This window comes from Streptomyces xylophagus, assembly GCF_000716435.1.
GTDB lineage: Bacteria > Actinomycetota > Actinomycetes > Streptomycetales > Streptomycetaceae > Streptomyces > Streptomyces xylophagus.
In genome coordinates this window covers 345,243-371,392 of record NZ_JNWO01000002.1, presented here as the reverse complement: position 1 = coordinate 371,392, position 26,150 = coordinate 345,243, and the positions used below count along the sequence as shown (strand labels likewise).

Here is a 26,150-nt window from a genome sequence, read left to right as displayed (position 1 = left end):
AGTCGCCGCGCCCGGCGCGGACTCGCTCCGCGCCGGGCGGTCGGACCCCTCGTCAGGCGGCCTGGTGCTTCAGGCTCCGCCGCTGGTGAAGGACGATGTAGCCGAGCAGTGCGTAGCCGACCAGGTGACCCGCGGACCGGGCCAGCTTGTGGCGCGGGGCGTCATGGGACCGGTGGTGGTCGTGAACGGTGCGGGTGACCGCCTTCGTGCCGGCGACCAGTGCGAGGGCGTCCCGCAGCAGGTGTTCGAGTTCGGAGGCCGGCTCGCGGAATCGGCCGGTGCCCTTCTTCGTGGATCGCGTCGCGTCGGGCATGGCGTGCTGTGCCTCTCGGTCGGGTTCGGGTGGTCCTGGTGCTGGTCCCGGGAAGGGGGGCGTGCCGGTCCTCCGGGCTTCCCGAAGGACCGGCCCTCTCCCACTCCTGTCGCGGCCGGGCGTCAACCGGTGATGTACAGGTCGTCCCGTACGTCGTAGACGCTCGGCGCCATCCAGGCGGCCGCGATCACGGCGTCGTGCTCCGCCCAGGTGCGGACGTGGCCGGTGAGGATCACCGTGTTCGCGTTGGTGGCGACGTCGACCTCGCTGTCGTCGAGGATCAGCGCGTTGCGGTCCAGCGCGTCCGACACCAGCAGGGTGACGTCGACCGGGTCGGCGTCGTCGGAGATCTCGATCTTGTTCTTGACGCCGCGGACTCCCGTGAGCCCGGCGATCGCCTGCTCGGCGGCCTGCCGCTCCGAGCCGTACCTGACGACACCGTTCAGCGTCACGTCGCCGTTGTCGGCGGTCGCCACGACACCGACCGGCACGGCGATGTTGCTCAGCAGCACGTTGTTCGCCGTCTCCGCCAGCGTCGCGTCGTCGCGCTCGTGGAAGGTCGGAAGTACCACCTCCAGGTTGTTGTGCACCTTGGTGACGCCGCCCACGCGCTGTGCGGCGGTGGCGGCCTCCAGGTATTGGAGGTAACTCGGGACGGTGCCGGTGAGCCGTACTTCACCGCCCAGGTTGTGAACGGTGATGTCCGTCGAGTCCACCAGTGGATCGAAGACGAGTTCCGCCTCTACCGACTGGCGAACGTCCTTTGTCTTGCTCATCGGGGGATCCTTCCGTTCCGGTGAGGGGTGTTGTTTCGGCGGTGTCGCAAAGCATGTGTCGCGAGGCACGGGGGAGGTCCGTGGATGACGGGCTTACGGGCGGGTTCGTCCGGGCCGATCGCCCGCTGCGCCGTGCCTCGGTGCCGTGCCGGAATCCGTGGAGTCCCACCCGGCCACTCGTGAGAAGCGGACGCGCATCATGCTGCCCGAGGCCCCGTCGCCGGGCTTGCGTCATCCGACTGCCGCGATGTCGTCACCGCGGGATGTCGGGCCGTGTCGTCCGCTCGCGGTACATCGTCACCACTGCCCGCCGCAGGCCGAGCCGTTCGGCGATCTCGTCGTCCGGGAGCCGCAGGGCGGACAGCTCGGTGATCTGCCTCAACCGCTCGGCGGACGACTCGGGCCAGTCGATCGGGGCGCCCGCCGCCCGCAGTTCGAGTCGGGCCTCGTCACCGGACGGGAGCGCGCCGATGCGGTCGAAGGCGGACAGTGCCGAGGTCAGCAGCGACCGCGCCTCATGGACCCGCCCCTGGCCGCGCAGCCAGGAGCCGTACGCCAGCTCGACCTTGGCCCGGGCGTAGGGCCAGTGGGACAGGTCCTGTCGTAGCGCCGCCAGGTAGAGATCCTCGGCGTCGTCGTCGCCGGCCAGGACGGCGCGGGCGTACGACAGGTTGATGTGCTGCAACGGCGCCGGCGTCGCCCGTGCGGTCGGCTCCAGTTCCGCCACCAGGTCGCGGGCGTCCTCGCGGTGTCCGGCGCGGACGGCGGCGTCCGCGAGGAACATCAGGCTCATGTATCGCTCGGCCCGGTGGAAGCTGGGGTCGGCCAGGTCGAACACCGCCCGCAGCGTCCGGTAGGCGTCGCGGTCGCGCCCGGCTCCGAGTGACGTGAGTCCTCGGGTGAGTTGGAGCAACGACTGCATGGCGTTCCGGTCGCGGGTCTCCCGCCGTTCGGCTTCGGTGGCCCGCGTGAGTGCCCCCTTCGTGTCACCGACGAGGGTCTTCAGCAGGACGTCACAGAGCAGCGTTCCGGTCTCCCACACCGGCTGCCCCGTCTCGGCCGCCAGCCGTTTCCCCTCCTCGGCCGCGCCGGCCGCCCCCACCAGGTCCCCGCGCAGCACATGCGTCCACGCCTGCATGGTCAGCACCTGGGAGAGCAGTCCCAGTCGGCCCTGCCGGCGCAGGATCGCCTCGGAGCGGGCCAACAGCTCGGCCGCCAGGGCGAGATGTCCCACCGCGTGCGCGGCCATGCCCATGATCCGCAGGGCGTTCCCGTCGTCGCCGGGCGGTGTCCGGGTCAGCGTCTCGATGACCTGCCCGGCACGCAACAGGGGTTCCGCGAGGGCCAGGGTCGCGAGATGGCGCGGGTCGTCCACCGTCGCGGGCAGCCGGTCGACGCAGGCGACGACCCGCGCCCGGGCGGCCGGTCCGGGGTCGGCCAGGAAGCAGCGGAAGGCGGCCACCAGGAGCATGTCGAGCGCCAGATCGGGATCGGCGGGGGCGGACCGGACGGCGATGTCGCACAGCTCGTGCACGCGGGCGGCGTCCCGGGGAAGACCCTGGGCGAACATCTCGCCGAGCCATTCCCTCCGCGCCCGGTCCAGGTCGGTCAGGTCGGTCCCGGCAGCCGACCGCAGCAAGTCGTGGACGAGGTCGTCCCGGCCCATGCCGAACGCGTGCCCGGCGGCCGCCAGCAGCCGGTGCCCCCGCAGCGCCGGCCAACTCGTCAACTGTGCCGAGCGCTCAAGGTCGTTGATCGCCGCGATCACCGCACCCCGGATCAGCGCCCGTGCGGCGTTGGCCTCGAGAGCGTCGGCGATCCGGTCGTCGGGACCCACGATGGACCGTGCGCGGTGCCAGGTCCGCCGGTACCCGTCGTCCAGCGTGCGCGCCAGCGCCCGGTGCGCCGCGTGGTGCCGGGCCAGGCCCTCGGCCTGCAGCAGCCCCGAACGCATCAGCGGGTGCAGAAAGGCGACCCGGTCCTCCTCCACGGTCACCAGTCCTACGGCCCGTGCCGGGTCGAGCACGTCAGGAGTGACCGGTTCGCCGCGCAGGGCCGAGGTCCCGGCGATGATCTCGGCGAGGTCGTCGGTCGGGTCGACGGCGGCGACGAGCAGGGCGTCCCGGGTGGCCGGGGGCAGTTCCGCCCCGCGCCCCGCGAACGCGTGCTCCAGCCGGTCGGAGAGGGGCGGCGGCCGTAGTCCGCCGGAGGGCGGTGCCGTCATCCCGATGGGCAGTTCGCGCAGCGCCAGCGGATTGCCCAGCGCCTCGCGCCTGATCCAGCGTCGCTCGGCGGGGCTCAGGTCGGGGGCGTGCGCGGAGAGGATCCGCGCCGCCGCGTCGTCGTCCACGCCGCCCACGGCCAGCTCCGCAAAGCCGGCGTCGCGGAACGGGCCCGTGTGGCCGCGGCGCATCACGGCGACGATCACCACCGGTGCCGCGACACGCCGTCCGACCAGCGTCAACGCCTCGTGCGACTGGGGATCCAGCCACTGCACGTCGTCGGCGAGTATCAGCACCGGCCGGTCGGCCGCCACGCCCGCCAGCAGGTCCACGACCGCCAGATCGATCAGGAACGGCTCCGGTGGCGGGCCCTCGACCAGGCCGAACACCGCCGACAGCGCTTCTCTCTCGGGCCGGGGAAGCAGCGGGACTTGATCGAGCACGGGACCGACCAGCTGATGGAGTCCCGCGAAGGGAAACGCCGCCTCGCACTCGACACCGCCGAGCCGAAGGATCCGGAAACCCCGCTCCCGCCCCCTGGACTCCACCTCTCCCAGCAGCGAGGACTTGCCGATGCCCGGGTCCCCGACCATCAGCAGCACCGCACCGCTCGACGGCGTACGGTCGAGGAGCTCTTCCAGCACGGCGATCTCCCGCTCCCTTCCGATCAGCATCGCCGCACCCATGACTTCCTCGACGCTCTCCCAACTCCCGTAGAACTCCAGGCTAATCACGCCGTACCGGCAGCGGCTTGCGTCGGATGACTGCACCCGCTCACGCATCCGCCGGTACGGCGACCTCGGCTTTCAGTGGTCCTTCGCGGCCGGTTGCGGCTGCTTCAGCAGCGGCGCCAGCTCGCCGCGCGAGGTGATGCCGAGCTTGGGGAAGGCTCTGTACAGATGTGCGGCGACCGTGCGGTGCGAGAGATACAGCCGTTCCGCTATCTCCCGGTTGGAGAGCCCTTCGGCGGCGAGCCGCACGATCAGTGTCTCCTGAGGCGAAAGCAGCGCCGTGACGGACGGCAGCGGGGCGTCGACCGCCGGCACGTGGTGGCCCGCCCAGTCGGAGGCTCCCACGAGGTCGAAAGCGGTCCGCGCCGAGAGCAGCATCGTGCGGGACCGGGCGGCCTGTCGGCGGCGCCGCAGCCACTGTCCGTACGCGTGTTCCGTCCGCGCTTTCACGAGCGGCCAGCGGGACAGATCCTGGCCCAACGCGACCAGGTACAGTTCCTCGGCCGTCGTGTCGGGGGCCAACACGGCTCGTGCGTAGGGCAGTTGGACGTGCAGCAGTGGGGCGGGAGTCACGCGTGCCGCTTCCTCGATAGTCGCGATTACGTGCGCGGCCTCATGACGGCGGCCGCCGCGATCCGCTGCCATGGCGAACGGCATCACCGCGGCGAAGCCCTCCCACCGCAGGCCCGCGTGCGGCTGGTCGAGAAGTGGCCCCAGCTCGTCGTACGCCTCGGTGTACCGCCCCTCACCGAGCCGAGCCAGACCACGGATCAGCCGTAGCGTCGGGACGAGTTCGGTGCGCTGCCATGCGGCCACCGCGTCGGCCAGCTCCTCCGCGCGCCCGGCCTGTCCGCGCAGGGCCGCGGCCATCGCGTCCACGCCGGTGAGGACGGCGGCCATGGCCGGCTGCCGGGTCTCGACGAGGATCCGGCGGGACTCTTCGGTGAGTCGGGCGGCACGCGGCCAGTCCCCGATCAGCAGCAGGTCGGCTGCTTCGGCGAGGAGCGTCTCCGACAGCAGACCGAGTCTGGCCTGTTCGCGAAGGACTGGCTCCGCCCGGCTCAGCAGGTCGACCGCGCGGATCGGATCACCGATCGCGTGCGCGGCCATGCCGAACAGCCGGAGGCCCTCGGCGTCGGGAGGGCACCACACCGTCTCGTGCGACGGCAGCCGGTCGGTCACCGCCCGGCCGCGCAGCACGGGTTCGGCCAGCGCCAGAGCCACGGTGTGGCGTGGATCACCGCTGTCGGTCAGCCGCTCGGCGGCCTGGACGATGGCGGTCCTTGCGGCGGGCTCGGCATCCGTCCGGTATGCACGCAGCGCCGCGCTCACCAGCAGGTCGAGTGCCGGGCCGGGATCACCCGCCGGCAGCTCGGTGAAGTCGTGCGACCGAGCCCCGGCCGGTCCCGGCCACCGGTCCGCGTCCGAGACGTCCCGCAACCACCAGACCTTGGCCCGGTCCGCGTCGCTGAGCTGCTGCCGCTCCGCCGCGTCGATCAGGGAGTGGGTCAGGTGCATGCGGCCGAGTCCGTACGCGTGCTCGGCGGCACCCAGCAACCGGCGTCCCCGGGTGGCCGAGTCCGTCGTGAGCTGCGCCGATCGCTCGAGCGCCCGGATGGCCGCGAGGACTCCGTGGCGCCGGAGCAAGGAGGCGCAGGCGTCCGCCAGTTGGTCCGCGATCTCGTCGTCGGGGCCATTGACGCACTGGGCACGATGCCAGGTGCGCCGGTCCGGGTGGTCGGTCAGCGCCTGCGCCATGGCGGCGTTGGCCGCCTGCCGGCGGCCCGGGGTCTCCGCGTCCAGTACCGCGAACCGGATCACGGGATGGAGGAAACCGAATGTCGTCCTGTCGAGCCGTATCAAAGAAGCCTCGACCGCGTGGTCGAGGACGTCCACCGCGACCACGCTTCCGCCCAGGACGGAGGCGGCCGTCAGGATCTCCGAGAGGTCTCCGACCTGGTCGACGGCCGCGACCAGCAAAGCGTCCCGGGCCTGCGCCGGCAACTCCTCGAGCCCGGCCGCGAACGTCCGCGCCAAGGTGGGGTTCACCGGCAGGTGGGTCCACGAACCGTGCGGTCCCGTCCGGTGCCAAGCCGCGGGGAGTTCGACCAGAGCGAGCGGGTTGCCGAGCGCCTCACCGAGTATCCGCTCCCGAACGACGGGAGGCAGTGTGGCCGCGTGGCGCGCCAGCAGCCGCCGCGCCGAGGGCTCGTCCAGCGTCGGCACGTCCACTACGGGCGCGCTCGCCCGGGTCCGTGCCGCACGGACCGCCCCGAGGACGACGATCGGGTGGTCGCCCGCCCTGCGCGCGATGAACGCCAAGACGTCCCGGGTGGGTTCGTCGAGCAGTTGCACGTCGTCGATGACCAGCACCACGGGCTGCTCGGCAGCCTTCGCGGTGATCAGGTTGAATGCGGCCAGGGCCACCTTGAAGGTCTCCGGTCCTGGCCCGGATCCCGCGTCGAGGGCGGACCGCAACGTGCCGGCCTGCCCCGCGGGCAGCGCGTCCACCGTGTCGAGCACCGGCCGCAGCAACTCCCGCAGACCACCGAACGGTGTGTCGTCGAACGGCCCGGCGACCTCCAGCGTCTGCCGTCCCGCCGTACGGGCACGTTCGGCCGCGGCCCGCAACAACACGGACTTTCCGACGCCGGGACCGCCCTTCAGCGCCAGGGCGCCGCCGGCATCGGGCAGGCCGTCCAGCAGCTCCTGGAGAACCCTCAGCTGCTCGTCGCGGCCGAGGAGCCCGGGTTCGTCCACGCGTCTCCCCCGTTTCCAGAAGGCTCCACACCTTCCCGCCGCAATCGTAGGCAAGCAGCGGCGACAGGGCTTGAGTCATATGACTGGAGCCGGCACCACAAAGCGGCGCTACGACGCCGACGACGCCCGGGTGCGCCGCGAACGCCGCATCTCACCTCACACGTAGCCCCGTCGCTGCACCACGCTGAGGGCCAGGGCGCCCAGCGGCACGTTCAGCCAGAACGTGAGCAGCCGGTAGACAAGCACCGCCGAGGTGGCCGCCCCCGCCGCCACGCCGAGGGTCGTCAGACCGGCGATGAGTCCGGCCTCCAGCGCGCCCAGCCCGCCGGGTACGGGGGCCGCGTTGGCGATCAGCCGGGCCGCCATGTACACGGCTCCGACCTGGACGAAGGGAAGGCCGCCGCCCAGTGCGTGCAGGCTCATGGCGAGGCCGACGACCTGGATGAGGGGCAGGCCCAGGGCGCCGACGACACCCAGGACGACCTTGGCCGGTTCGGTCGCGATCCCGGCGATCGTCGAACCGGCCGCGCGGAGGAAGGGCCACACCTTGTCGTGCAGGAAGCGGCGGCCGGGCGGAGTGAAGGCGAGCAGACCCCCGGCGGCGAGCGCCAGCGCGATGGCCCACAGGGCGTAGCGGCCGGCGGACAGGTCCAGATGCACTCCGGCGTGGCGTCGTCCGGCCCAGGCGAAGAAGACGGCGGCGACGACGGTGTTGGAGACCGCGCCGGCCAGGCTCTGCAGTCCGACGGAGGCGGTGGCGGCCCCGGTCTCGATGCCCGTCTTCTGCAGGTAGCGCAGGTTGAGCGCCATGCCGCCCACGTTGCTCGGCGTGATCCGGTTGAGGAACGAACTGGCGAACTGCACCTGGTAGGTGGGGCCGAACGGCAGCCTGTCCGGGATGGTGCCCTGTTGCAGGCAGGTCGAGAAGGCCTGCGAGAGGAAGGTGATGGGCAGCACCGCGAGCACCCACCACCAGTTCGCGTCGCGGAGTGCGTGGACGGCCGCGGGCGCGTTGGCCAGCTGCGGCAGCACGAGATGGAGCACCAGGAACGCGCCCACCAGTCCCAGGGCGCTCTTCCACGTGAACCGCGCCAGATGCGCGGGGGGAACTGCCTTGGCACCGCTGACAGTTGAGACCTCGGCGGCGAGATCGTGCAGCAGGTTGGGCCGGCCGCCGGCGCGCAGTGTCCGCCGCCCGGCCTTCTCCCTGGCCGCCCGCGCCCGGGCCTGGTCGTACCGGGCGACCGCCCGCCGCGCGGACCCCATCAGGGCGAGCGGCTGGAGGTACGGCAGTGCGGTCGCCAGCAGTTCCGGTCCCAGCCCGGCCAGTGCGCACGCGGTGGCACGCCGGGGTCGGACCCGTACGGCGGTCGTGGCCAGCAACTCGGCGATGTCACCGCCCAGTACCTCGGGCGGAGCGTTGAGCCGCCCGCGCGCGAACGCGGCGAGCCTGCTCTCACCATCCGGCTCGACGAACACGTGCTCCGGACGCAACGCCCCATGCCCCAGCCGGTGTTCCTGGAGCCGGGCCACGGACGCCCATACCCCGCCGAGGAGTTGATCGGTCAGCTCCTCGTCCCGCAACGTGGACAGCGCACGCGCGTCCCGCTCGACGGTCGCCACGAGCGCGCCGCCCCCGGCCACCGGGTACGCCATCACCGGTTCGTCCACCCGGGCGCCGGTGCGGGCCGCGAAGACGAGCATGAGCAGTTCGTGCTCGGCGGCTCCGAGCGGTGTCTGGGCGGCCGGGTCGGCGGGGTGGCGCAGCAGGGTCCGCCGGGCGAGCCGGTGGAAGAGGTCGCGGTTGTGGTCCTCGGCGGCGAGCACCCGCACCGCCAGCCGGGAACCGGCGGTGACCACGGCGCGGTAGACGGTCCCCTCCCCCGACACCTGCTCGTCCGCGGGCAGCTCACGGAGCGTGGCGACCGGAATCCCGGACGCGACCAGGGCGTCGGCGACCGCCTGTGCCGTCGGGCGGTCGGCGGGGGCCCCGCCCAGCAACAGGACGGCCGACCCGGCGGCGGCGCCCACGGCGAGCGCGGCGACGGCATCCAACGGCACGATCGCGGCGGCGACGACGCTCAGCAGGGCGCACAGGGCGGTCAGTGACCACAGTGCCCGCCGTGGGCGCGCCCCCAGCCAGGGCCCCGCCGCGACGACCGCCGCAGCGCAGGCCGCCAGATACACGGCCGACGGCCAGCCGGCCTGCACCAGACCGTCCCGGCCCTTGAGCACCTCCGGCCACGCATCGGGCCGCCCGCGCACCAGTGCCAGGTGCGTGAGCGACCACGCGCCGACCGCACCCAGCGCCGCCGCGGGCAGGACCCGTAGCGCCGGGTCGACCCGCCGTCGTACCACCCACACCACCACAGCCGCGATCGGCGCGACCATGGCGACGGCCTGCACCGTTCCCACCAGGACGTCCCGCAGTGCCGGAGGCAGGGCGGTCGCGGTGCTGAGCAGTCCCTGCTGGGCGGCGCGGACGAAGTCGCGCGTCGCGACGGCCAGCAGGACCGTCACCACGAGTACGGCCAGGGACACCAGCAGCCGCCACAGATCGACCGCCCGGCGAACGGGCCGCCGAGGCGGCACATCGATCACCGGAGTCACTTGGACACCGTGGCCTTCGATCCCTTTGATCACGTCGGCTCCTCGTCGACAGGCCGAAAGCCAGGAGGCATCGATGATCGCGCAGTACCTCGGTCCGTGCATCCGTCAGATGGCTGCACCGCTTCATGTGACGACCGTAGAGGAGTAAGGAAGTAGGGGATGCAGTCGTATGACAGATCGCGGCCGGGAGGCGCGACTCTAGCCTTCCTGGCGAACCCCGGCCTCGGGCGTAGAACGAGGCGACACCCTCGTATGTGGAAGGTGACCATGTTCAGCTCACCCAACGTACTGCTCTGGCGCGGTCTGCTGGCCGTGATCCTCGGCGTCGTCTCCGTCGCCTGGCCCGGCATCACCGTCGGCGCCTTCGTCATCCTCTTCGCCGTCTACGCGTTCATGACCGCGGCGACGGACAGCGCCCGCGCCTTCGCCAGCGACCGGGTGGGACCCGTCGTCGGCTGGCTGCTGCTCGCCCTGCTCTCGCTCGCGGCCGGCGTGGTCGCGCTGGCGTGGCCCGGCATCACGGCGCTCGCGCTCACGATCTGGGTCGCCGCCTGGGCCCTGACGACCGGCGCCATGGAGATAGCCCTGGCCTTCCAACGCGGCGAGTCGGCGGGCGAGCGGACCCTGTTCCTCTTGTCCGGCGCAGTGGCGATCCTCCTCGCGTTCTCGCTCTTCGTCCGCCCGGACATCGGCGCGGCCTCACTCGCCACGGTCTTCGGCCTGTTCAGCCTCGTCTACGGCGTCTCGGTGGTCTTCGCCTCGTTCGAGGAGCGGCGCCTCCGCAGCAACACGAACCCGCGCGAACCGGTCCGCGCCTGAGACTGCGACGACGGACAGCCGCGTGGCGTCAGCCGGTGGAAACGGCGCCACGCGGTACCGGACGAGTCGAAATCGATCGCTCCATCTCTCATTTACTTGCTTGACAAAGCACATATCTAGTCGGGCATACTCGATGGCGATCGACCCAGCGGTTCACACGAGGGAAGGCCCGCATGAACCTCGGCATCGCCATCGCCGATTTCACCCAGCCCGGCGGCCCGACAGGCATCGCACGTCACGTGGGCCGCCTGGCCCGCACGGCGGAGGAGTTCGGTTTCACCCGCATCGCCGTCATGGACCACCTGTTCCAGATCGGCATCGTGGGCGCCTCCGAGCAGGAGATGCTGGAGGCGTACACGACGCTGGGCTACCTGGCCGCGTCCACCGAGCGCGCCGAACTGCTCGCCCTGGTGACCTCGGTCGGCTACCGCGAACCCGGCCTGCTGGCCAAGATGATCACCACGCTCGACGTCCTCTCCGAGGGCCGTGCCGCCCTGGGCATCGGCGTCGGAGCGGGCTTCAACATCGCCGAGGCGCGCGGGCTCGGCCTGCCCTTCCCTCCGGTCGCCGAGCGGTTCGAGCGGCTGGAGGAGACGGTTCGGATCTGCCTGCAGATGTGGAGCGAGGACGAGAAGCCCTTCGAGGGCCGGTACTACCGACTCGAGCGCACCCTCAACTCCCCCAGAACCGTACGGCGACCCCGCCCCCCGATCCTGATCGGCGGATCCGGCGAACGGAAGACGCTGCGGCTCGTCGCGGAGTACGCGGACGCCTGCAACCTCTTCCACGGCCCCGACCTCCCGCACAAACTCGACGTGCTCCGCCGGCACTGCGACGACGTCGGACGCGACTACTCCGAGATCGAGAAGACGGTCCTGCTTCCCCTCGACCCCGGCACACGCGGGGAGAACATCCGGCCCCTGCTCACCGAACTGCGCCGGCTGGACCACCTCGGCATCGACCACGTCATCGGACCGATCCGCGGCACCGACCAGCACGCCGCGCTGCGACTGCTGGGCGAGCGCCTCGTACCGGAGGCGTCGGCCATCTGACCGAGGCCCGCGAACAGTCGAACATCACGCCTTTATCCGCGAACATCCCGCCTTTATTTGCTTGCTAAAGCATGTATAAAAGGAGACGCACATGAGCACCACCAGCGAACACCCCGCATACACGGCCGATGTCGTCATCGTCGGCGGAGGTTCGGCCGGCGCAGTCCTCGCCGCCAGGCTCAGCGAGGATCCGAGCCGGACGGTCCTGCTGCTCGAAGCGGGCCCGGACTACCCCGCCGAACAAACCCCCGAGGGACTGCTGACCCCGCACGTCCTGGCCGACCCGGACCACGACTGGGGCTACACCGCACGCGCCACCGACCGCGCCCCGAGCATCGCCGCACCGCGCGGCCGGACCATGGGCGGCAGTTCCGCGGTCAACGCGGGGGTGGCGATCCGGGCGCGTGCGGCGGACTTCGCCGCCTGGGGCGAGCGCTACGGCATCAAGGGCTGGTCGTACGACGAGGTCCTGCCGACCTTCCGCGACATGGAGAACACCCCGAGCGGCGACGACGCCCACCACGGGCGTACCGGACCCTTCCCCGTCCGCCAGTGGACGTACGAGGAACTGACGTCCTCGCTCCAGGCGTTCGTGGACAGCGCGGCGGAGCTGGGGTTCCGGCGGAACGACGACTTCAACGGCGCCCGGCAGGACGGTACCGGCGGCTACCCGGTCAACATCGTCGACGGGGTGCGCCAGAACACCGCCCTGGTGTACCTGACGCCGCAGGTCCGCAGCCGCCCCAACCTGACGGTGCTGGGCGACATCACCATCGACAAGGTGCTCATCCAGGGCGGCGCGGCCCGCGGTGTCGTCGACGCGCTGGGCACAGTCTTCCGGGCCGGTGAAGTGGTGCTCTCCGCGGGGAGTTACGGCAGCCCGGCCATCTTGCTGCGCTCGGGCGTCGGCCCGGCCGAGGATCTGCGGTCGCTCGGTATCGACGTGGTCGCCGATCTCCCGGTCGGCCGAAGGCTGCACGATCACCCCTTCTTCCACTCGCTCTTCGCTCTCACCGCCGATTACCAGACCCTGACCTCCGCCTTCGCGGCCCATCTGTGGCTGGCCTCGTCCGAGGCACCGGCCGGCGAGCTGGACCTCGGTGTCGTCGCGACTCACCTGCCGGACGGCTCCTTCAGCCCCACCGGCGGGGCGATCGTCCTCGCCGCGGCGGTCACCCGCCCGGAGTCGCGCGGTTCGGTTCGGCTGGCGAGCCGTGATCCCCACGACGCTCCGGTCATCGACAACAACTACCTCGCGACGGCCAGGGACCGCAGTCGCATGCTGGAGGCCGTGCGTCTCCTACGGCGCCTGGCGAGCACCCCGCCCTTGGCGGGTGCGCTCGCCGCCGAACTCGTACCGGGCGACGCCGTACGCACCGACGAGGAGCTGGAGACCGCGATCGCGACGGGCATCGCCACCTACGGCCACCCGACCTCGACCGCGCCCATGGGCGGACCCGGGGACGAGTGGGCCGTCGTCGACGAGTCGGGGGCGGTGAACGGGCTGACGGGCCTGCGCGTGATCGACGCCTCGATCATGCCCGAGGTCCCGTCGACCGTGACCAACGCGACCACCATCATGATCGCGGAGCACATCGCCCGTCGCGTGTACGGGAGTTGACGCCACGCGGCACCCAGCCATGCAGAAGGTCCCGGACACGACGAGTGTGTCCGGGACCTTTCGCGTGCGTCCAGAGTGACGACGGATGCGGACCGTCAGTCGAACTTCTCGACCACCGTCTCGAACTGCCTCACCATCGCCGCCAGCGACCGGCCGTCGATATGGTCCATGACCCGCTTGCGGGCGCTCGCCAGGTGGATCGGATACGCCGCCTGAAGTCGCTTCATCCCTTCCGGGGTGAGGGTCGCGACATTCCCGCGCGCGTCTCCCTCGTAGCGCCGCTTGACGACCTGACCGCGGCTCTGCAGCGCGTCCACCACGCGGGTGATACGGCTCGCCGAGAGCGCGGTCGCCGCGGCGAGGTCCGCCATGCGGAGCTCCTGGTTCTCGGCCTCGGACAGGTTCATCAGTACGACGTACTCGGTGAGCGTCAGCCCCGTGGAGCGCAGCAGATCGTCGTCCAGCGAACGCGGCAGCGCGACGATGACCCGCATCAGGGCACGCCAGAATCGCTCTTCCTGCGCGGTCAGGGCATCGTCGGAGGTCATCCGTGCAGGTTAGCGTGCACAAGCAAGGAACCTCAACCTATGACCAGGGGACCTCGTGTCCGCGCTCCGCGGTCACTCCTCTCCTCAGTCGTCCGTCCACGACCGGAACACCGCGGCCTGGCCGTGGTAGGTGCCGTCCTCGTCCACGAGGTTCCACATCGTGACGTCCTCTATCCAGAACCGGCGGCCGGACTTGGCGACCCTCAGTCCCCGGTAACCGGAGGCGAATCCGCGCTCGGTCACCGATCGCACGAACGCGTCCCGGTCACCCTGCGCCGCCGGGACCGCGGACAGCCGGGACGGAAGTCCGACGAACTCCTCCCAGCCGTATTCGAAGCACTTCTGGGCCGTCGCGTTCGCGTACACGAAGACCGGATCGGCTGCCGTGTCGTGCGCGAGCAGTCCGAAGGGGGCGGCTTCGTAGAGCCACCGGGCCGTCGCACCGGTGTCCGTGAACTCCGAGGGAACCAAGGACCTGCCCGTCAACCGCTGATGGCTCGACAGGAGCAGGTGCGCGAAGCTCGGGTCGCAGCGGAGCGTGGCCATCGTTTTCTCACCTCTCGTAGGTCCTCAACTTGTCCCAGTACTACTACGACGCCGCCGGGGACGAGCGCGGGGCCCAACTCCCGTGAGGCGACTGCTCCTTAGAGGCGCCGCACGACGTTGGTGCGGGCCAGTTCGAGGAGTTCGTCGCCGCGTCCCGACAGGACGGTGCGGGCGGCGTAGAGGGCGAAGCCCTTGACCTGGTCGAAGGTGATCGTCGGCGGGATCGACAGCTCCTGCCGGGCGGTCATCACCTCCACCAACGCCGGCCCGGGGTGCGCGAACGCGGCGCGCAGGGCGTCCGGCAGGTCGGCCGGGTGCTCCACCCGGCTGCCGTGGATGCCCAACGTCGTTGCCACGTCGGCGAAGTTGGGGTTGTCGAGGTCGGTGCCGAAGTTCACCATGCCCTCGGCCTTCATCTCCAACTCCACGAAGCTCAGCGCCCCGTTGTTGAAGACCACGATCTTCACCGGGTGGCGTTGCTGCTTCAGCGTGATCAAGTCGCCCAGCATCATGGCCAGTCCACCGTCCCCGGAGAGTGCGACGACCTGCCGCTGCGGGAAGGCGGACTGTGCGCCGATCGCCTGGGGCAGTGCGTTCGCCATGCTGCCGTGGTTGAACGAACCGATCAGTCTGCGTCGGCCGTTCATGGTCAGGTAGCGCGCCGCCCAGACCACCGGCGAGCCGACGTCAGGTATGAACACCGCGTCCTCGGTTGCCAGTTCGTCGACGACCTTGACCACGTACTGCGGGTGGATCGGCGCGCGGTTCCGGTCGTCGACGGCGAGCCGGTCCAGCGCGGCGCGGGCACTGACGTAGTGGTCGCGCAGGGAGTCCAGATGCCGGGAGCCGGTCCTCGGCGCGAGCTTCGGGAGCAGGGCCTCGGCCGTGTCCCGGACCGTGCCGACCAGGGCCAGATCCACGCGGGTACGCCGGCCGATCTGCTCGCCGCGCAGGTCCACCTGCACGGTGGTGGCGTGTTCGGGCAGGAACTGCCGGTACGGGAAGTCCGTGCCGAGCATCAGCAGTGTGTCGCACTGTTCCATCGCCCGGTAGCCGGAGGTGAATCCCAGCAGCCCGGTCATGCCGACGTCGTACGGGTTGTCGTACTCGACGTGCTCCTTGCCGCGCAGCGTGTGCACGACCGGCGCCCGCAACGCCCCTGCCAGCTGGACGAGTTGGTCGTGCGCGCCGGCGCAGCCCGCGCCCGCGAGGACGGTGATCCGCTCGGCGTCGTTCAGGACGGCGGCCGCCCGCTCGATCTCCGGGTCGCCGGGGCGCACGACCGGCGCGGTGGGCAGCACCGTGGCGGCCTTCACCGAGTGGTCCAGCCGGTGCAGGAGCACGTTGCCCGGGACCACCAGCACGGACACGCCGCTGCGTTCGACGGCCGTGCGCAGGGCGATGTCCAGGAGGTGGGGGAACTGGTCGGGCGAGGAGGCCAGTTCGCAGAAGACGCTGCACTCGCGGAACACCTCCTCGGGATGTGTCTCCTGGAAGTAGCCGGTGCCGATCTCCGAGCCGGGGATGTGCGCGGCGATCGCGAGGACGGGGACGCGGCTGCGCTGTGCCTCGTAGAGCCCGTTGACCAGGTGCAGGTTTCCCGGTCCGCAGCTGCCCGCGCAGGCCGCCAGTGATCCGGTGGTCGCCGCCTCGCCCGCGGCGGCGAACGCCGCGGCCTCCTCGTGCCGGTAGTGCTCCCAGGCCATCGAGGGGTTCCTGCGCAGGGCGTCGGTCAGTCCGTTGAGCGAGTCCCCGGGCAGTCCGTGGATCCGCGCGACGCCCGCGTTGCGCAGGCCCTCCACGATGAGATCGGCGATCGTGGACATGAGCTTCCCTTCATAACGACACTGCGGGCGACGTCCGTCCTGCTATGCGTCCAGCCGGCGTACGTCCGTCACGCTGTAGGACATCGAGGCGCGGAAACCGGCGCCGGTACGCACGGGGGCCAGGTCCGCCAACTCCTCGCCGCGGGCGGCGAAGAGAGTGATGTCGCCGGTGCCGGTCCACACGTCGGCGAGCTGCCGGTCGTTGAACTCGGCCATCACCAGCTCGTGCACGGCGGGCTTGTCGTACTGGCCGGAGACCAGGCGCGGGAAGTGCCGGAGGTTGACCGTGGGGCGTGCGAACAGGGCGGCCGGGTCGGGCGCCGGCTGCTCCAGCGTCACCCTGGCCTCCGCGAGGGTGTGTCCGGCCGCCGACATGGACGCGCCGAACCGCCCGCCGGGCGCGAGGGTCGGTGACGCGCTGCCGGGCGCCGCGAAGACGCGGGTCTGGTGGACCGAGCCCAGTTTCTTCGGGAACCCCTGCACCCAACCGCGGGCCAGGGCAAGGTCGTTGTCGACGTAGATGTACGGGCACCACGACACGGGCTCGCCTTGCCACTGGGCGTCCACCAGCACCATGAACTCGCGGTACTGGCTACGCACCGGGTCGAGGTACTCGTCGTGCTCCGCGGAGAACTGCCAGTCGATGAACAGCGCGACCGCGTGCCCGTCGGAGTCCGGGTCCGGGGTCAGCCCCTCGGGGAGTGTCGCCTCGGCGGCGGCCGGGTCCGTCCAGAACTCGACGCCGACGATGTCACCGGCGTAGTGCCACGGCGGGGCGGAGGCGAGGTTCGCTTCTCCGCGCGGTGACAGCGGGTAGGTGTAGCCCTGGAGCATGGGGGCCTCCTCAGCAGACGGTCGAGCCGGGACAGCGCCATGCTTCGCCCGGGGAACCGGTCCTGGCTTGCGTCACATGACTGCTTCCCCGTACACGGAAGTCGCCTCGCAGCACTCGCAGCCCGGCCGGCACCGGGAGCGGAGCGGATCGGCCACCGCCGTCAGCTCCTCGCCCAGCCGCTGGACCAGGGCCGGGTCGAGCTGGTCCATGACGCGTCGGCGCGCACTGGCCAGATGAGCCGGATAGGCGCCCAGCAGCCGTTGCCGACCGGCTTCCGTGAGGACGGCCATGCTCCCCCGGGCGTCCGTCGCGTGCCGTTCCTTGACCACCAGGCCGTGGACCCGGAGGGTCTCCACGAGCCGGGTGATGCGGCTCGCGGACAGCGCCGTGGCGGTGGCCAGGTCGGTCATGCGCATGCGGTTGCCGTCCGCCTCGGAGAGGTGCATCAGGACGATGTACTGGGTGAGCGACAGTCCCGTGGAGCGCAGGAGATCCTCGTCGAGCGCCCGGGGCAGCGCCACCAGCAGTCGCTGCAGGGAGCGCCACAGGCGTTCCTCCGTGCCGCTCAGCGGTTCCGGCGCGGGCGCGGTCGCGGGGTCCTTCGTCGTCGGCATCTCCTTCCTCCTCCTCTCCGAATGTTCTTTACAAGGACACTGAACCACAACCACTACTTGCTTGACAAAGCATTTTGCATAGGGTGAAGATACTTGCCAACGCAAGCACCAGCGCCGCACGGGACGTCCCGCGCGACGACGAGCGAGAGGCCAGCAGGGCATGAGCGTTCAATTGCCCCCCGCCGGGACGTACGAGGTCGATCCAGGCCTCTCGTCCCTCACCTTCACCACGCGGCACATGTTCGGACTGGGCAAGGTGACCGGCACGTTCCAGGTGGAGTCGGGCCGCATCACGATCGCGGAACCGGTCGTCCACTCGACCGCGCGGGCCGTCGTCGAAGCACGCAGTTTCCGTACGGGCACGACCCGCCGCGACGATCATGTCCGCTCCCCCGCCTTCCTCCACGCGGAGCGCTACCCGGACATCAGGTTCGAGTCGACCAGGGTGGCCCGCGGCGACGCCGGCGCCTGGGTCGTCAAGGGGCTCCTCACCGTCCGCGGCCACCAGGCACCGGTCGAGCTGACGGTGGACGCCCTGTCCGTCGAGAACGGATCGCTGCGGATATCGGCCTCGGCCACCGTCGACCGGTACCGCCACGGACTGACCGCCTCGAAGGGAGTCGCGGCCCGCCTGCTGCGGCTCTCCCTGACCACCACCGCCCATCCCGACCCGAGTACGGCGGCTCCCGCCGTCGACACCACGGCGGCACCTGCCGTCGAGACCACTGAACAGCGAGAGGAACTCCCCATGTCCCCCAAGATCGCAGTCATCTACTACTCGTCGACCGGCACCGTGCACGAGTTGGCCGAGTCGGTGGCGGAGGGTGCCCGCAAGGAGGGCGCGGAGGTACGACTCCTGCGTGTGTCCGAGCTCGCCCCCGAGGAGGCCATCGCCGCCAACGACGCGTGGTCGGCGCACGCCTCGGCCACCAAGGACATACCGGTGGCGACCCCGGCGGACATCGAGTGGGCGGACGCCGTGATCTTCGGCAGCCCCACCCGGTTCGGCAACATCGCGAGCCAGCTGAAGCAGTTCATCGACACGCTCGGCGGGCTGTGGGCGCAGGGCAAGCTGGCCGACAAGGTCTACAGCGGCTTCACGGCCACCGCCACCGCACACGGCGGCCAGGAGTCCACGCTGCTCGCCCTCTACAACTCCGTCCACCACTTCGGCGGCATCATCGTCACCCCGGGCTACACGGACCCGGTGAAGTTCGCCGACGGCAACCCCTACGGCACCAGCCACGTCAACGGCCAGGGAGCGATCCCCGTCGACGACACCGCGCGCGCCGCCGCCCTGTACCAGGGCAAGCGCGTGGCCGCGGTCACCGCGCGTTTCAAGGGCGAGTAACACCAGGGCAGTTGGATGCCGGCGACCACCTCGGGGCGGTCGCCGGCATTCGGTCGTTGGCCTCGCAGGAGGGCGCCGGCATTCGGTCGTGGGTCGCGCGGGACGGCGTCGGCGTTCGGCCGTGGGTCGCGCGGGAGGCCGCCGGCTGTTCACCCGTCGCCCCGGCGCGCCAACCACTCCTTCTCCTCGCCGGGTTCGGGCAGCACCTGACCGCCTTCCACCGCGGACCGGGCGGGGCTGTCCTGGATCACCACCATGACGTGGCGCTCCTCAACTCCGGTGATGCGTACGGCCGCTGAGGACAACTCCAGCGCCAGTCGCGTCGTGTCCTCCGGCGGATGCCCCCGCCGCGCCCAGCCCGTGATGATCAGTGGCGTACCCGGCACCCCGCCCGCGAAGACGCTCTCCGACGGTGGCTCGGAGAAGATCACGTCGACGTAGGCCGCCGGCACGTGGTTGATCGCCGCGTGGATCCGGGTGATCTCGGCCGCCAAAGACGCCTTCGACTCACGGGTCAGCGTGCCCTGCGCCGCGGTGCAGGTGTAGACGGGCATGTCGGCTCCTCACGAATCGGGGGCGTGCCCAACGGGACACCGGCACACGGTCCTTCGCGTACGCAGCTCCCCGCTTCCGCCGTCCGACCGAGGCCGAGACTGCAGCAGACGCACCAGCAGCTGCGGACTCCCACGTTTCGGTATGCGTTTGCGTCATCGGACGGAGGCCGCGACGACCGCACCCGGGCCACGATGTCGGCGATTCGGCCGTACCTCACCCTTCCGAATCGCGACGGGAGCAGTCATGGATCTCGGACTGAAGGATCGGGTGTACATCGTCACCGGTGGCACGCGCGGTCTCGGGCTGGCCGCCGCACGCGAGTTGACCGCGGACGGCGCGAAGGTGGTCGTCAGCGGTCGCGGTACGGCATCGGTGGTGTCGGCGGAGGCCGAACTCGGCGACCCCGGCTCGGCTGTCGGTGTCGTCGCCGACAATGCCGACCCGGGAACGCCGGACCGGTTGATCGCGGCGGCGCGCGATGCCTTCGGGCGACTGGACGGAGTGCTCATCAGCGTGGGCGGTCCGCCGACGGGCACGTCCGACACTGTTGGCGATGAGCAGTGGCGTGACTCCTTCGAGTCGGGGTTCCTGGGTGCGGTGCGGCTGTCGCGCGCGGTCGCCGGGGAACTGGGCGAGGGCGGGGTGATCGGCTTCGTCCTCTCCACCTCGGTGTACGAGCCGATCCCCGGCCTCGCCGTCTCCAACGCCCTGCGTCCGGGCCTGGCGGGCTACGCCAAGAACCTCGCGGACGAACTGGGCCCCCGGGGCGTTCGCGTGGTCGGCCTCCTGCCCGCGCACATCGCGACCGACCGTGCGCGCGACATCGCGGCGCTCACCGGCAACGCCGCCGACGCCGTGGCCGACGTCCCGCTGCGTCGCTACGGCGCCCCGGAGGAGTTCGGCCGTGTCGCCGCCTTCCTGTTGTCGCCGGCCGCGTCGTACCTCACGGGCGCCATGGTGACGATCGACGGCGGAACCCGGGCCGGCTTCTAGTCACCGGGGCGCGGCTCCGGCCGCCCGCCACCCTTCACGACGGCCTCCCGTTCCGTACGGGCACCTCGGACCTGCCATCAACTCCCCCGCTTATTTACGTGTGTTGGCAAGCAGATTCGAACCCTTCCACCACCTCCCTCCGCTTCCGCCACTCCTTGACATGCCCTTTCTCCGACGTAATGCTTGCCCACGAAAGCAATTAACTCGGGCGGGAGACCTCGATGACGACAAGCGACCTGCGGGCGGTACTGGAAGGTGCCGCGTTCCAGACGGACCCGCACGCGGTGCTACGGCAGTTGACGGATTCCGGAGCCGCGCACCGCTGCGAACCGGACGGTGCGCCGCCGCAGTTGCTGGTCACGGGATACGAGGCGGCACGCCAAGTACTCACCGATCCCCGCGTGTCCAAGCGGAGCGAGCGCGCGGGACTGGAACCCGGCTGGCTGATGAGCGGGGTCCGGGACGAGGTCGGGATCGACTACATGCTGACCGTGGACCCACCCGACCACACCCGTCTCCGCAAACTGGTGACACGCGCCTTCACCCCGCAGCAGATCGAGTCCCTGCGGCCCCGCACACAGGAGATCGCGGGCAAGCTCGCGGACGACGTACTGGCCCAGGACACACCGGAGTTGGTCGACGGCTTCGCCGCCCGCGTCCCCATCGCCGTGATCTGCGAACTGCTCGGCGTGCCGCTGGACGACTGGGACAGGTTCCGCTGGGCCTCGGAGCAGATCGTGTCCCCGGTCGCCGGCAGCGACCGGGAGGAGGCGTACGTCTGGATGAGCGGCTACCTGGCCGAGCTGATCGCCGGCAAGCGGGCCGACCCGGGTCAGGACCTGCTGAGCGCGCTGGCCAACGACAGCGACGAGGACAGGCTCACCGACCCGGAGCTGGTCGGCATGGCCTTCCTCCTGCTGATCGCCGGGTACGAGACGACCGCCAACCTCATCGGTGCCGTACTGCTCGGACTCACCCAACAGCCGGACCTCTTCAAGGCGTTGCGCGCCGATCCCTCCCTCGTACCCTCGGCCGTCGAGGAGTTCCTCCGTCTGGACGGACCGGTACTCACGGCGACCGAGCGCTTCGCCACCGAGGACATGCGGGTGGGTGAAGTGCCGGTGCGCCGGGGCGACATGCTGCTGGTGTCCCTCGCCGCCGCCGACCGGGACCCCGCCCGGTTCGAGGAGCCGGACTCCTTCCGCCTCGGCCGGCCGGCCGGCCATGTCGCCTTCGGGCACGGCGTCCACCACTGCCTGGGGGCGCCGTTGGCCAGGATGGAGGCCACGGTCGCGATCAGCGCGGTGCTGGAGCGCGTCGAGAGTCTCGAACTGGCCGTGGACGCGGCCGACTTGGAGTGGACTCCGGGCCTGCTGATGCACGGAGTGCGGCGACTTCCCGTGTCGGTCGTGACCTCCGGGACCTCCAACTCGCGCTATTGCTGAGCGACTTCAGTCCTGGCGACGGACCTCGATGAGCAGCGCCTGCTCTGGGTTGAGGGTGGGCATGGGCAGGCCCGCGGTGGCCAGCACCGAGCCGGGCAGGGTGAGCCAGTCCTCCTGCGCGGCCGTCAACCACGGGGGCGGCGCGACCTCGTGGAAGGAGGGCAGGCCGAGGTCGGTGCGCACGCGGAGTCGGTAGTGGGCGTCGGCGCTCAGGCCGGGAAGGGTCGTACGGCCGGACTGGCCTTCGGGGGAAGTCGCCACGCGCGCCCAGGAGTACAGGGCTCCTGAACCGTCCTGGGCCACGACTCCGTACAGCACCCGGGACTCGTCCTCCAGGTCGGCACGGACGGTGCGACCGGTGTGGAGCAGTGGGCGCAGTTCGCGGTGGAGGGCGCTCCAGGCGGTCAGCCTGGTCAACTCCTCCTCCGAGCACCGTGCGAGGTCCTGCTCGATGCCGGCGTGGCCGAACAGGGCGGTGATCATGCGGAACGTGTCGGAGGTGACGCGTCCGGTGGTGTGGCTGCGTGCGGCGCCGACATGGGTGCCGACGAGTTCGGGAGGGAGGAGCTGCACGGTCCAGCTCTGGATCGCCTGCCGTTCCACGGGGTCGTTGCAGTCAGAGGGCCACACCCGGTCGGTGCGGGCGAGTACGCCCAGGTCGACCCGGCCGCCGCCACTCGCACAGCTCTCGATCTCCAGGCCGGGGTGACGCTGCTTGACAGCGTCCAACAGCCGGTACAGCGCCCCGACTTGGGCATGTCCTGCGGGCCGGTCGCCCGGAGTGCGCACGGCTTCGTGGAGTTCCCGGTTGTGGTCCCACTTCAGGTAGGCGATGTCGTAGCTTCCGACGAGTGCGTCCAGTGACTTCAGCAGGTAGTCGAAGACCTCGGGGCACGCGAGGTCCAGGACGTGCTGATGGCGGGCGGTCGGGCCGAGGCCGGCGGCGGGCCCGAGGATCCACTCGGGGTGGGTGCGGGCCAGTTGGGAGTCGGGGTTCACCATCTCCGGCTCGACCCAGAGTCCGAAGTCCATGCCCAACGCCCGGACATGGTCGGCGAGCGGGCTGAGCCCGTCGGGCCAGACGGTCGGGTCGGCGAGCCAGTCACCGAGACCCGCGGTATCGGCGCGGCGACCGCTGAACCAGCCGTCGTCGAGCACGAACCGCTCGACCCCCACCGCGGCGGCACGCTCCGCCAGGGCCCGCAGCCGGTCGAGATCGTGGTCGAAGTAGACGCCCTCCCAGCTGTTGAGCACGAGAGGGCGAGGGCCGCACGGGTGCTGCGGTCGTGCGCGGAGGTGGCGGTGGAAGCGGTCGGCGATGCCGTCCAGGCCGTTCGCCGACCACCCGAAATGGCAGCGCGGTGTGCGGTAGGTGTCGCCGGGTGCCAGACGGATCTCGCCGGCCCGGAGGAGTTCGCCGGCGCCGAGGGCGGAGGCGTGCACACCGGCTCCCTCCGGGAGTTGCTCGACGAGGTAGCGCTGGTCACCGCTCCATGCCACGTGTACGGCCCACACCTCGCCGGTGCGGAATCCGAAGCCGGGTACGCCCACCGTCAGGAGGTGGGGCGAGTCGACACCGGGTTTCCCGCGCCGTACGTCACGGACATGGGCGCCGTGGTGCAGCGGGCGGCGCTGGGGCGAGCGTTCCCGGCTCCACTTGCCGGTGAAGTCCAGGATCTCGGTGGCCCGGCGCGGCAGGGGCAGCAGGGTCAGGGCGCCGGAGAGGTCGTAGGGCGTCGTATCGGCGCTGTCCCCGCGGGTGAGGACGGCGTCGGTGGTGAGTATTCCGTGGGTGTCCAGGATGTAGGTGAGGGTGATGTCCAGTCCGGACGCCGCGTCGGCCAGTTGGATGTGGAGTTCACCGCCGCCGTCGGGGTTCGTGCGGTGGGTGGCCCCGGTGAGGGTCGGACGGGGCGCGGTGGCGGTGCCGGCACGGTGGCCGTGGTGGGCCGGGGTGCCGGACCAGCCGTCGGCCTCGGTGGGCCAGACGGTGAAGCGGCGCGGGATGTCCGGTGCGTTGTTGAGGATCGCGGGTTCGGCGGTCAGGCTCAGGGCCTTTAGGTCCTCGGGGGTGAGTTCGCCCAGGTCGGCGCCCCAGTGCAGGACTCTGGGCACCGGTTCGGTGAGTTCCACGGCGAAGCAGGTGCCGGCCGCGCGGAGGCTGACGATGCGCGAGGGGGTTGTGGGCATGCACTCTCTTTTCGGGGAGGGCGGCGGTCACTTCTGGGTGAGGATGCTCTTGGTCTTGGCCTGCATGTCGGCGAAGACGCTGTCGTTCTTCTGTCCGCCGAAGTAGGCCTCGATCAGCGGCTCGATCGCGTCCTGCAGCTCCGCGCCGTTGTTGAAGTCCGGGGAGGGATAGAGCTCCTTGTTCTTGAGCATGTCGGTGAAGACCGTGAGGTCGACGCCCTGCGCCTTGAGGGCCTTGGCCGAGGCGGCCATCGAGGCGGGGATGGACGGGAAGAAGGTTCCGGTCGCCGACGCCTTCGTCTGGCAGGCCTCGGAGCCCATGTAGGAGACCCACTTCCAGGTCAGGTCAGGGTTCTTGGTGCCGGCCCAGATGGTGTTCCCGTTGGAGTTGCTGAAGACGGCTCGGGTCTTGCCGTCGGGGCCGAGGACCGTGGGACCGATGCCGACCTTGATGTTGGGGATCTTGGCGAAGGTGGACGCCGACCACGATCCGCCCGTCTCCATCGCGACCTTGCCCGAGGAGAGCAGGTCGACGTCGGAGACGGTGTTGGTGAACGTACCGATCTTGGGTGCGTACCCCTTCGCGACCAGGGTGCGGATCCAGTCCATGGTCTTCACCAGGCGCGGGTCGTTGTAGTTCAACTCGGTCGGCCAGTTGGCCTTGTTGCCGAGCCGCCAGCCCGTCGTGGAGACGAAGGAGCTCCAGGTGGACTGGCCCAGGAAGTCCTTCGCGGCCAGCTGGCCGAAGCCGTAGGTCTTGATGTGTGCCTTGTCGAAGCCCGCCTGGTCACCGCGTCGGCCCTTGGTGTCGAGGGTCAGATGGGCGATCATCTTGCCGATCGTGCCGCCGTTGTCGGGGTTCCAGTTGAGGTTCTGGACGTCCTTGGTGCTGTAGCCGGCCTTGGTGAGCATGTCGCTGTTGTAGTAGAGGCCGGTGGCCGCCCAGTCCAGGGGCAGGCCGTACTGCTTGCCGTCGGTGTACTTCCAGGAGTCGACGCCGACGGAGAAGCGCGACAGGTCGAAGCTGTCCTTCTTGATGTAGTCGTCCAGCGGGAGCAGTTGGTGCTGGTCGGCGTACTGCGGGAAGAACTGGACGCTGTTCTGGAACGCGTCGGGAGCTTTGTTGGCCACGAAGCCTGCGGTGAGCTTGGTGAAGTAGTCCACGACGTTGTACTGGGTGATCTTGACCGTGACGCCGGGGTTGGCCTTCTCGAAGTCCGTGGCGCAGACCTTGTAGGCGGCAGCCTGCTTGTCGTCCCAGGTCCACCAGTTCACGGTCGAGGAGCCGGAGCCGCTGCCCGACGAGGAGGAGCACGCGGACACGACGGCGGTCAGGGTGAGCGCGGCTCCCAGTGCCACGGCTTGGCGAACTCTCATGGTTCCTTCTTTCACTGGTCACTTGAGGCCGGAGAAGCCGATGGAGTTGACGATGCGTTTGCCGAAGGCGACGAAGAGCAGCAGCATCGGCAGCGCCGCGATGAGGGCGGCGGCCATCAACCCGGCCCAGTCGGGGGCGGCTTGGGGTGAGGACTGCTTGAAGACGCCGAGGGCGAGGGTGAGGGGCTGGACGCTCTGGTCGTTGGCGATCAGCAGCGGCCAGAAGTAGTCGTTCCAGGCGTTGACGAACATCAGCAGCGACACGGTGGCGATCGGCGCGGACGACATCGGCAGGATGATCCGGAAGAAGATCCGCAGGGGGCCGGCGCCGTCGATGATGGCGGCCTCCTCGACCTCGTTGCTCAGGCCGAGCATGAACTGCCGCAGGAAGAACAACGTGAAGGCCTGGAAGAGCCCGCCGGGCAGGATGAGTCCGGCAAAGGTGTCGGTGAGTCCGAGGTCTTTCACGAGGACGAAGTTGGGCAGCAGCGTGAACACGCTGGGCACCATCAGGGCGCTGATCAGGATGTTGAACACCAGGTTGCGGCCACGCCAGTGCAACCGGGAGAACGCGTAGGCGGCGGCTGCCGAGATCAGCACGACCAGCGCGGTCTGCACGGACGCGTAGATCACCGAGTTGCGCAGGTAGAGGGCGATGTCGAGGGTGGCGCCGGAGCCGCCCTGGGCCTGGGCCTCCGCGGTGGAGGCGAGGCCCAGGACCCGCTCGAAGGCGCCCCAGGTGAAGCCCACCGGCAGCGGCGAGGACGGGTCGGTCGCCAGTTGATAGTTGTTCGACAGCGCGGTGCGCAGGATCCAGTAGAACGGGAAGAGGGTGACGAGGACGATGACACCGAGGTAGGTCCGGGCCACGGCCCTGCCGGGCGAGAACCTGCGGGTGGAGTTGCGGGTCGGGCGCCGCGGGACGGCCGCCGGGCCGGGTGCGATGGTGACAGCCATGGGGGCGGC

General features: G+C 70.6%; 20 protein-coding genes and 1 pseudogene. 7 read left to right on the top strand and 14 right to left on the bottom strand.

Translation table 11 applies throughout. The annotated features are described in order from the left end of the window. Window positions 1–52: 52 nt before the first annotated feature. The 5 genes from OO70_RS05130 to OO70_RS05110 all read right to left on the bottom strand — a co-directional run bounded on the left by OO70_RS05130 (window position 53) and on the right by OO70_RS05110 (window position 9,445). Window positions 53–313, bottom strand: a complete 261-nt coding sequence (locus OO70_RS05130; RefSeq protein ID WP_043664602.1) for a hypothetical protein — start codon at window positions 311–313, stop codon at window positions 53–55. A gap of 122 nt (window positions 314–435) precedes the next feature. After that, window positions 436–1,089: a BON domain-containing protein gene (locus tag OO70_RS05125; protein ID WP_043664600.1), complete on the bottom strand. Its 654-nt coding sequence runs from the start codon at window positions 1,087–1,089 to the stop codon at window positions 436–438. A gap of 253 nt (window positions 1,090–1,342) precedes the next feature. Further along, on the bottom strand, window positions 1,343–4,045 hold the full coding sequence (locus OO70_RS05120) for an AAA family ATPase (protein WP_158711409.1): 2,703 nt from the start codon (window positions 4,043–4,045) through the stop codon (window positions 1,343–1,345). A gap of 72 nt (window positions 4,046–4,117) precedes the next feature. Continuing rightward, window positions 4,118–6,802 carry an AAA family ATPase gene (locus OO70_RS05115; protein WP_043664598.1) on the bottom strand — a complete coding sequence of 895 codons (2,685 nt, stop codon included), beginning with the start codon at window positions 6,800–6,802 and terminating at the stop codon, window positions 4,118–4,120. Window positions 6,803–6,958: 156 nt separating this feature from the next. Further along, complete coding sequence (locus OO70_RS05110) at window positions 6,959–9,445, bottom strand: lysylphosphatidylglycerol synthase transmembrane domain-containing protein (protein ID WP_043664596.1); 2,487 nt, start codon at window positions 9,443–9,445, stop codon at window positions 6,959–6,961. Window positions 9,446–9,679: 234 nt separating this feature from the next. On the opposite strand from OO70_RS05110, the gene OO70_RS05105 reads away from it, so the two are divergent. From OO70_RS05105 to OO70_RS05095, 3 genes are all read left to right on the top strand, one after another. Further along, a complete protein-coding gene (locus tag OO70_RS05105; protein WP_043665383.1) occupies window positions 9,680–10,231 on the top strand; it encodes an HdeD family acid-resistance protein in 552 nt (183 codons plus the stop codon). 173 nt (window positions 10,232–10,404) lie between these two features. Next, window positions 10,405–11,283: an LLM class F420-dependent oxidoreductase gene (locus OO70_RS05100; RefSeq protein WP_043664593.1), complete on the top strand. Its 879-nt coding sequence runs from the start codon at window positions 10,405–10,407 to the stop codon at window positions 11,281–11,283. A 91-nt stretch (window positions 11,284–11,374) separates the two neighbouring features. Beyond that, window positions 11,375–12,904 carry a GMC family oxidoreductase gene (locus tag OO70_RS05095; RefSeq protein ID WP_043664591.1) on the top strand — a complete coding sequence of 510 codons (1,530 nt, stop codon included), beginning with the start codon at window positions 11,375–11,377 and terminating at the stop codon, window positions 12,902–12,904. A 95-nt stretch (window positions 12,905–12,999) separates the two neighbouring features. Here the strand turns inward: OO70_RS05095 and OO70_RS05090 are convergent, their stop codons facing one another. The 5 genes from OO70_RS05090 to OO70_RS05070 all read right to left on the bottom strand — a co-directional run bounded on the left by OO70_RS05090 (window position 13,000) and on the right by OO70_RS05070 (window position 17,273). Continuing rightward, a complete protein-coding gene (locus OO70_RS05090; protein WP_043664588.1) occupies window positions 13,000–13,452 on the bottom strand; it encodes a MarR family winged helix-turn-helix transcriptional regulator in 453 nt (150 codons plus the stop codon). A gap of 84 nt (window positions 13,453–13,536) precedes the next feature. Continuing rightward, a complete protein-coding gene (locus tag OO70_RS05085; RefSeq protein WP_043664585.1) occupies window positions 13,537–13,998 on the bottom strand; it encodes an MEKHLA domain-containing protein in 462 nt (153 codons plus the stop codon). 98 nt (window positions 13,999–14,096) lie between these two features. Beyond that, complete coding sequence (gene poxB, locus OO70_RS05080) at window positions 14,097–15,824, bottom strand: ubiquinone-dependent pyruvate dehydrogenase (RefSeq protein WP_043664582.1); 1,728 nt, start codon at window positions 15,822–15,824, stop codon at window positions 14,097–14,099. Window positions 15,825–15,866: 42 nt separating this feature from the next. After that, entirely contained in the window at window positions 15,867–16,658 is a 792-nt protein-coding gene (locus OO70_RS05075; RefSeq protein WP_043664579.1) for an acetoacetate decarboxylase family protein, read from the bottom strand. A 72-nt stretch (window positions 16,659–16,730) separates the two neighbouring features. After that, window positions 16,731–17,273 (bottom strand): MarR family winged helix-turn-helix transcriptional regulator, encoded by a 543-nt coding sequence (locus OO70_RS05070; RefSeq protein WP_043664576.1) that lies wholly within the window; start codon window positions 17,271–17,273, stop codon window positions 16,731–16,733. 160 nt (window positions 17,274–17,433) lie between these two features. Between OO70_RS05070 and OO70_RS55770 the strand changes: the two are divergent. Then, window positions 17,434–17,877: pseudogene (locus tag OO70_RS55770) on the top strand (YceI family protein); the annotation flags it as partial. Window positions 17,878–18,021: 144 nt separating this feature from the next. Then, complete coding sequence (gene wrbA, locus OO70_RS55765) at window positions 18,022–18,624, top strand: NAD(P)H:quinone oxidoreductase (RefSeq protein ID WP_043665380.1); 603 nt, start codon at window positions 18,022–18,024, stop codon at window positions 18,622–18,624. 149 nt (window positions 18,625–18,773) lie between these two features. Here wrbA and OO70_RS05060 read toward each other — a convergent pair whose 3' ends face one another. Continuing rightward, complete coding sequence (locus OO70_RS05060; RefSeq protein ID WP_043664573.1) at window positions 18,774–19,178, bottom strand: tautomerase family protein; 405 nt, start codon at window positions 19,176–19,178, stop codon at window positions 18,774–18,776. 244 nt (window positions 19,179–19,422) lie between these two features. Here OO70_RS05060 and OO70_RS05055 point away from each other — a divergent pair, with 244 nt between their 5' ends. Next, a complete protein-coding gene (locus OO70_RS05055) occupies window positions 19,423–20,172 on the top strand; it encodes an SDR family oxidoreductase (RefSeq protein WP_043664570.1) in 750 nt (249 codons plus the stop codon). A gap of 221 nt (window positions 20,173–20,393) precedes the next feature. Further along, window positions 20,394–21,617, top strand: a complete 1,224-nt coding sequence (locus OO70_RS05050) for a cytochrome P450 family protein (RefSeq protein WP_043664568.1) — start codon at window positions 20,394–20,396, stop codon at window positions 21,615–21,617. Between the two features lie 6 nt (window positions 21,618–21,623). On the opposite strand, the gene OO70_RS05045 is transcribed toward OO70_RS05050, so the two are convergent. The 3 genes from OO70_RS05045 to OO70_RS05035 are packed head-to-tail and all read right to left on the bottom strand — an operon-like array spanning window position 21,624 to window position 26,141. Next, window positions 21,624–23,807, bottom strand: coding sequence for an alpha-galactosidase (locus OO70_RS05045; RefSeq protein WP_043664565.1), 2,184 nt, complete (start codon window positions 23,805–23,807; stop codon window positions 21,624–21,626). 27 nt (window positions 23,808–23,834) lie between these two features. After that, entirely contained in the window at window positions 23,835–25,184 is a 1,350-nt protein-coding gene (locus tag OO70_RS05040) for an ABC transporter substrate-binding protein (RefSeq protein ID WP_043664562.1), read from the bottom strand. A gap of 18 nt (window positions 25,185–25,202) precedes the next feature. Next, the gene (locus tag OO70_RS05035) at window positions 25,203–26,141 is read right to left on the bottom strand and encodes a carbohydrate ABC transporter permease (RefSeq protein ID WP_043664559.1); all 939 of its coding nucleotides are present in this window, start codon (window positions 26,139–26,141) and stop codon (window positions 25,203–25,205) included. Window positions 26,142–26,150 lie beyond the last annotated feature (9 nt).

Excerpts from the sequence above, each read along its gene's own strand:
- OO70_RS05055 (WP_043664570.1), top strand. The coding sequence starts at position 19,423 with ATGGATCTCGGACTGAAGGATCGGGTGTACATCGTCACCGGTGGCACG.
- OO70_RS05090 (WP_043664588.1), bottom strand. The coding sequence starts at position 13,452 with ATGACCTCCGACGATGCCCTGACCGCGCAGGAAGAGCGATTCTGGCGT.
- wrbA (WP_043665380.1), top strand. The coding sequence starts at position 18,022 with ATGTCCCCCAAGATCGCAGTCATCTACTACTCGTCGACCGGCACCGTG.
- OO70_RS05040 (WP_043664562.1), bottom strand. The coding sequence starts at position 25,184 with ATGAGAGTTCGCCAAGCCGTGGCACTGGGAGCCGCGCTCACCCTGACC.
- OO70_RS05075 (WP_043664579.1), bottom strand. The coding sequence starts at position 16,658 with ATGCTCCAGGGCTACACCTACCCGCTGTCACCGCGCGGAGAAGCGAAC.
- OO70_RS05085 (WP_043664585.1), bottom strand. The coding sequence starts at position 13,998 with ATGGCCACGCTCCGCTGCGACCCGAGCTTCGCGCACCTGCTCCTGTCG.
- OO70_RS05095 (WP_043664591.1), top strand. The coding sequence starts at position 11,375 with ATGAGCACCACCAGCGAACACCCCGCATACACGGCCGATGTCGTCATC.
- poxB (WP_043664582.1), bottom strand. The coding sequence starts at position 15,824 with ATGTCCACGATCGCCGATCTCATCGTGGAGGGCCTGCGCAACGCGGGC.
- OO70_RS05070 (WP_043664576.1), bottom strand. The coding sequence starts at position 17,273 with ATGCCGACGACGAAGGACCCCGCGACCGCGCCCGCGCCGGAACCGCTG.
- OO70_RS05125 (WP_043664600.1), bottom strand. The coding sequence starts at position 1,089 with ATGAGCAAGACAAAGGACGTTCGCCAGTCGGTAGAGGCGGAACTCGTC.
- OO70_RS05045 (WP_043664565.1), bottom strand. The coding sequence starts at position 23,807 with ATGCCCACAACCCCCTCGCGCATCGTCAGCCTCCGCGCGGCCGGCACC.
- OO70_RS05130 (WP_043664602.1), bottom strand. The coding sequence starts at position 313 with ATGCCCGACGCGACGCGATCCACGAAGAAGGGCACCGGCCGATTCCGC.
- OO70_RS05035 (WP_043664559.1), bottom strand. The coding sequence starts at position 26,141 with ATGGCTGTCACCATCGCACCCGGCCCGGCGGCCGTCCCGCGGCGCCCG.
- OO70_RS05050 (WP_043664568.1), top strand. The coding sequence starts at position 20,394 with ATGACGACAAGCGACCTGCGGGCGGTACTGGAAGGTGCCGCGTTCCAG.
- OO70_RS05060 (WP_043664573.1), bottom strand. The coding sequence starts at position 19,178 with ATGCCCGTCTACACCTGCACCGCGGCGCAGGGCACGCTGACCCGTGAG.
- OO70_RS05105 (WP_043665383.1), top strand. The coding sequence starts at position 9,680 with ATGTTCAGCTCACCCAACGTACTGCTCTGGCGCGGTCTGCTGGCCGTG.
- OO70_RS05100 (WP_043664593.1), top strand. The coding sequence starts at position 10,405 with ATGAACCTCGGCATCGCCATCGCCGATTTCACCCAGCCCGGCGGCCCG.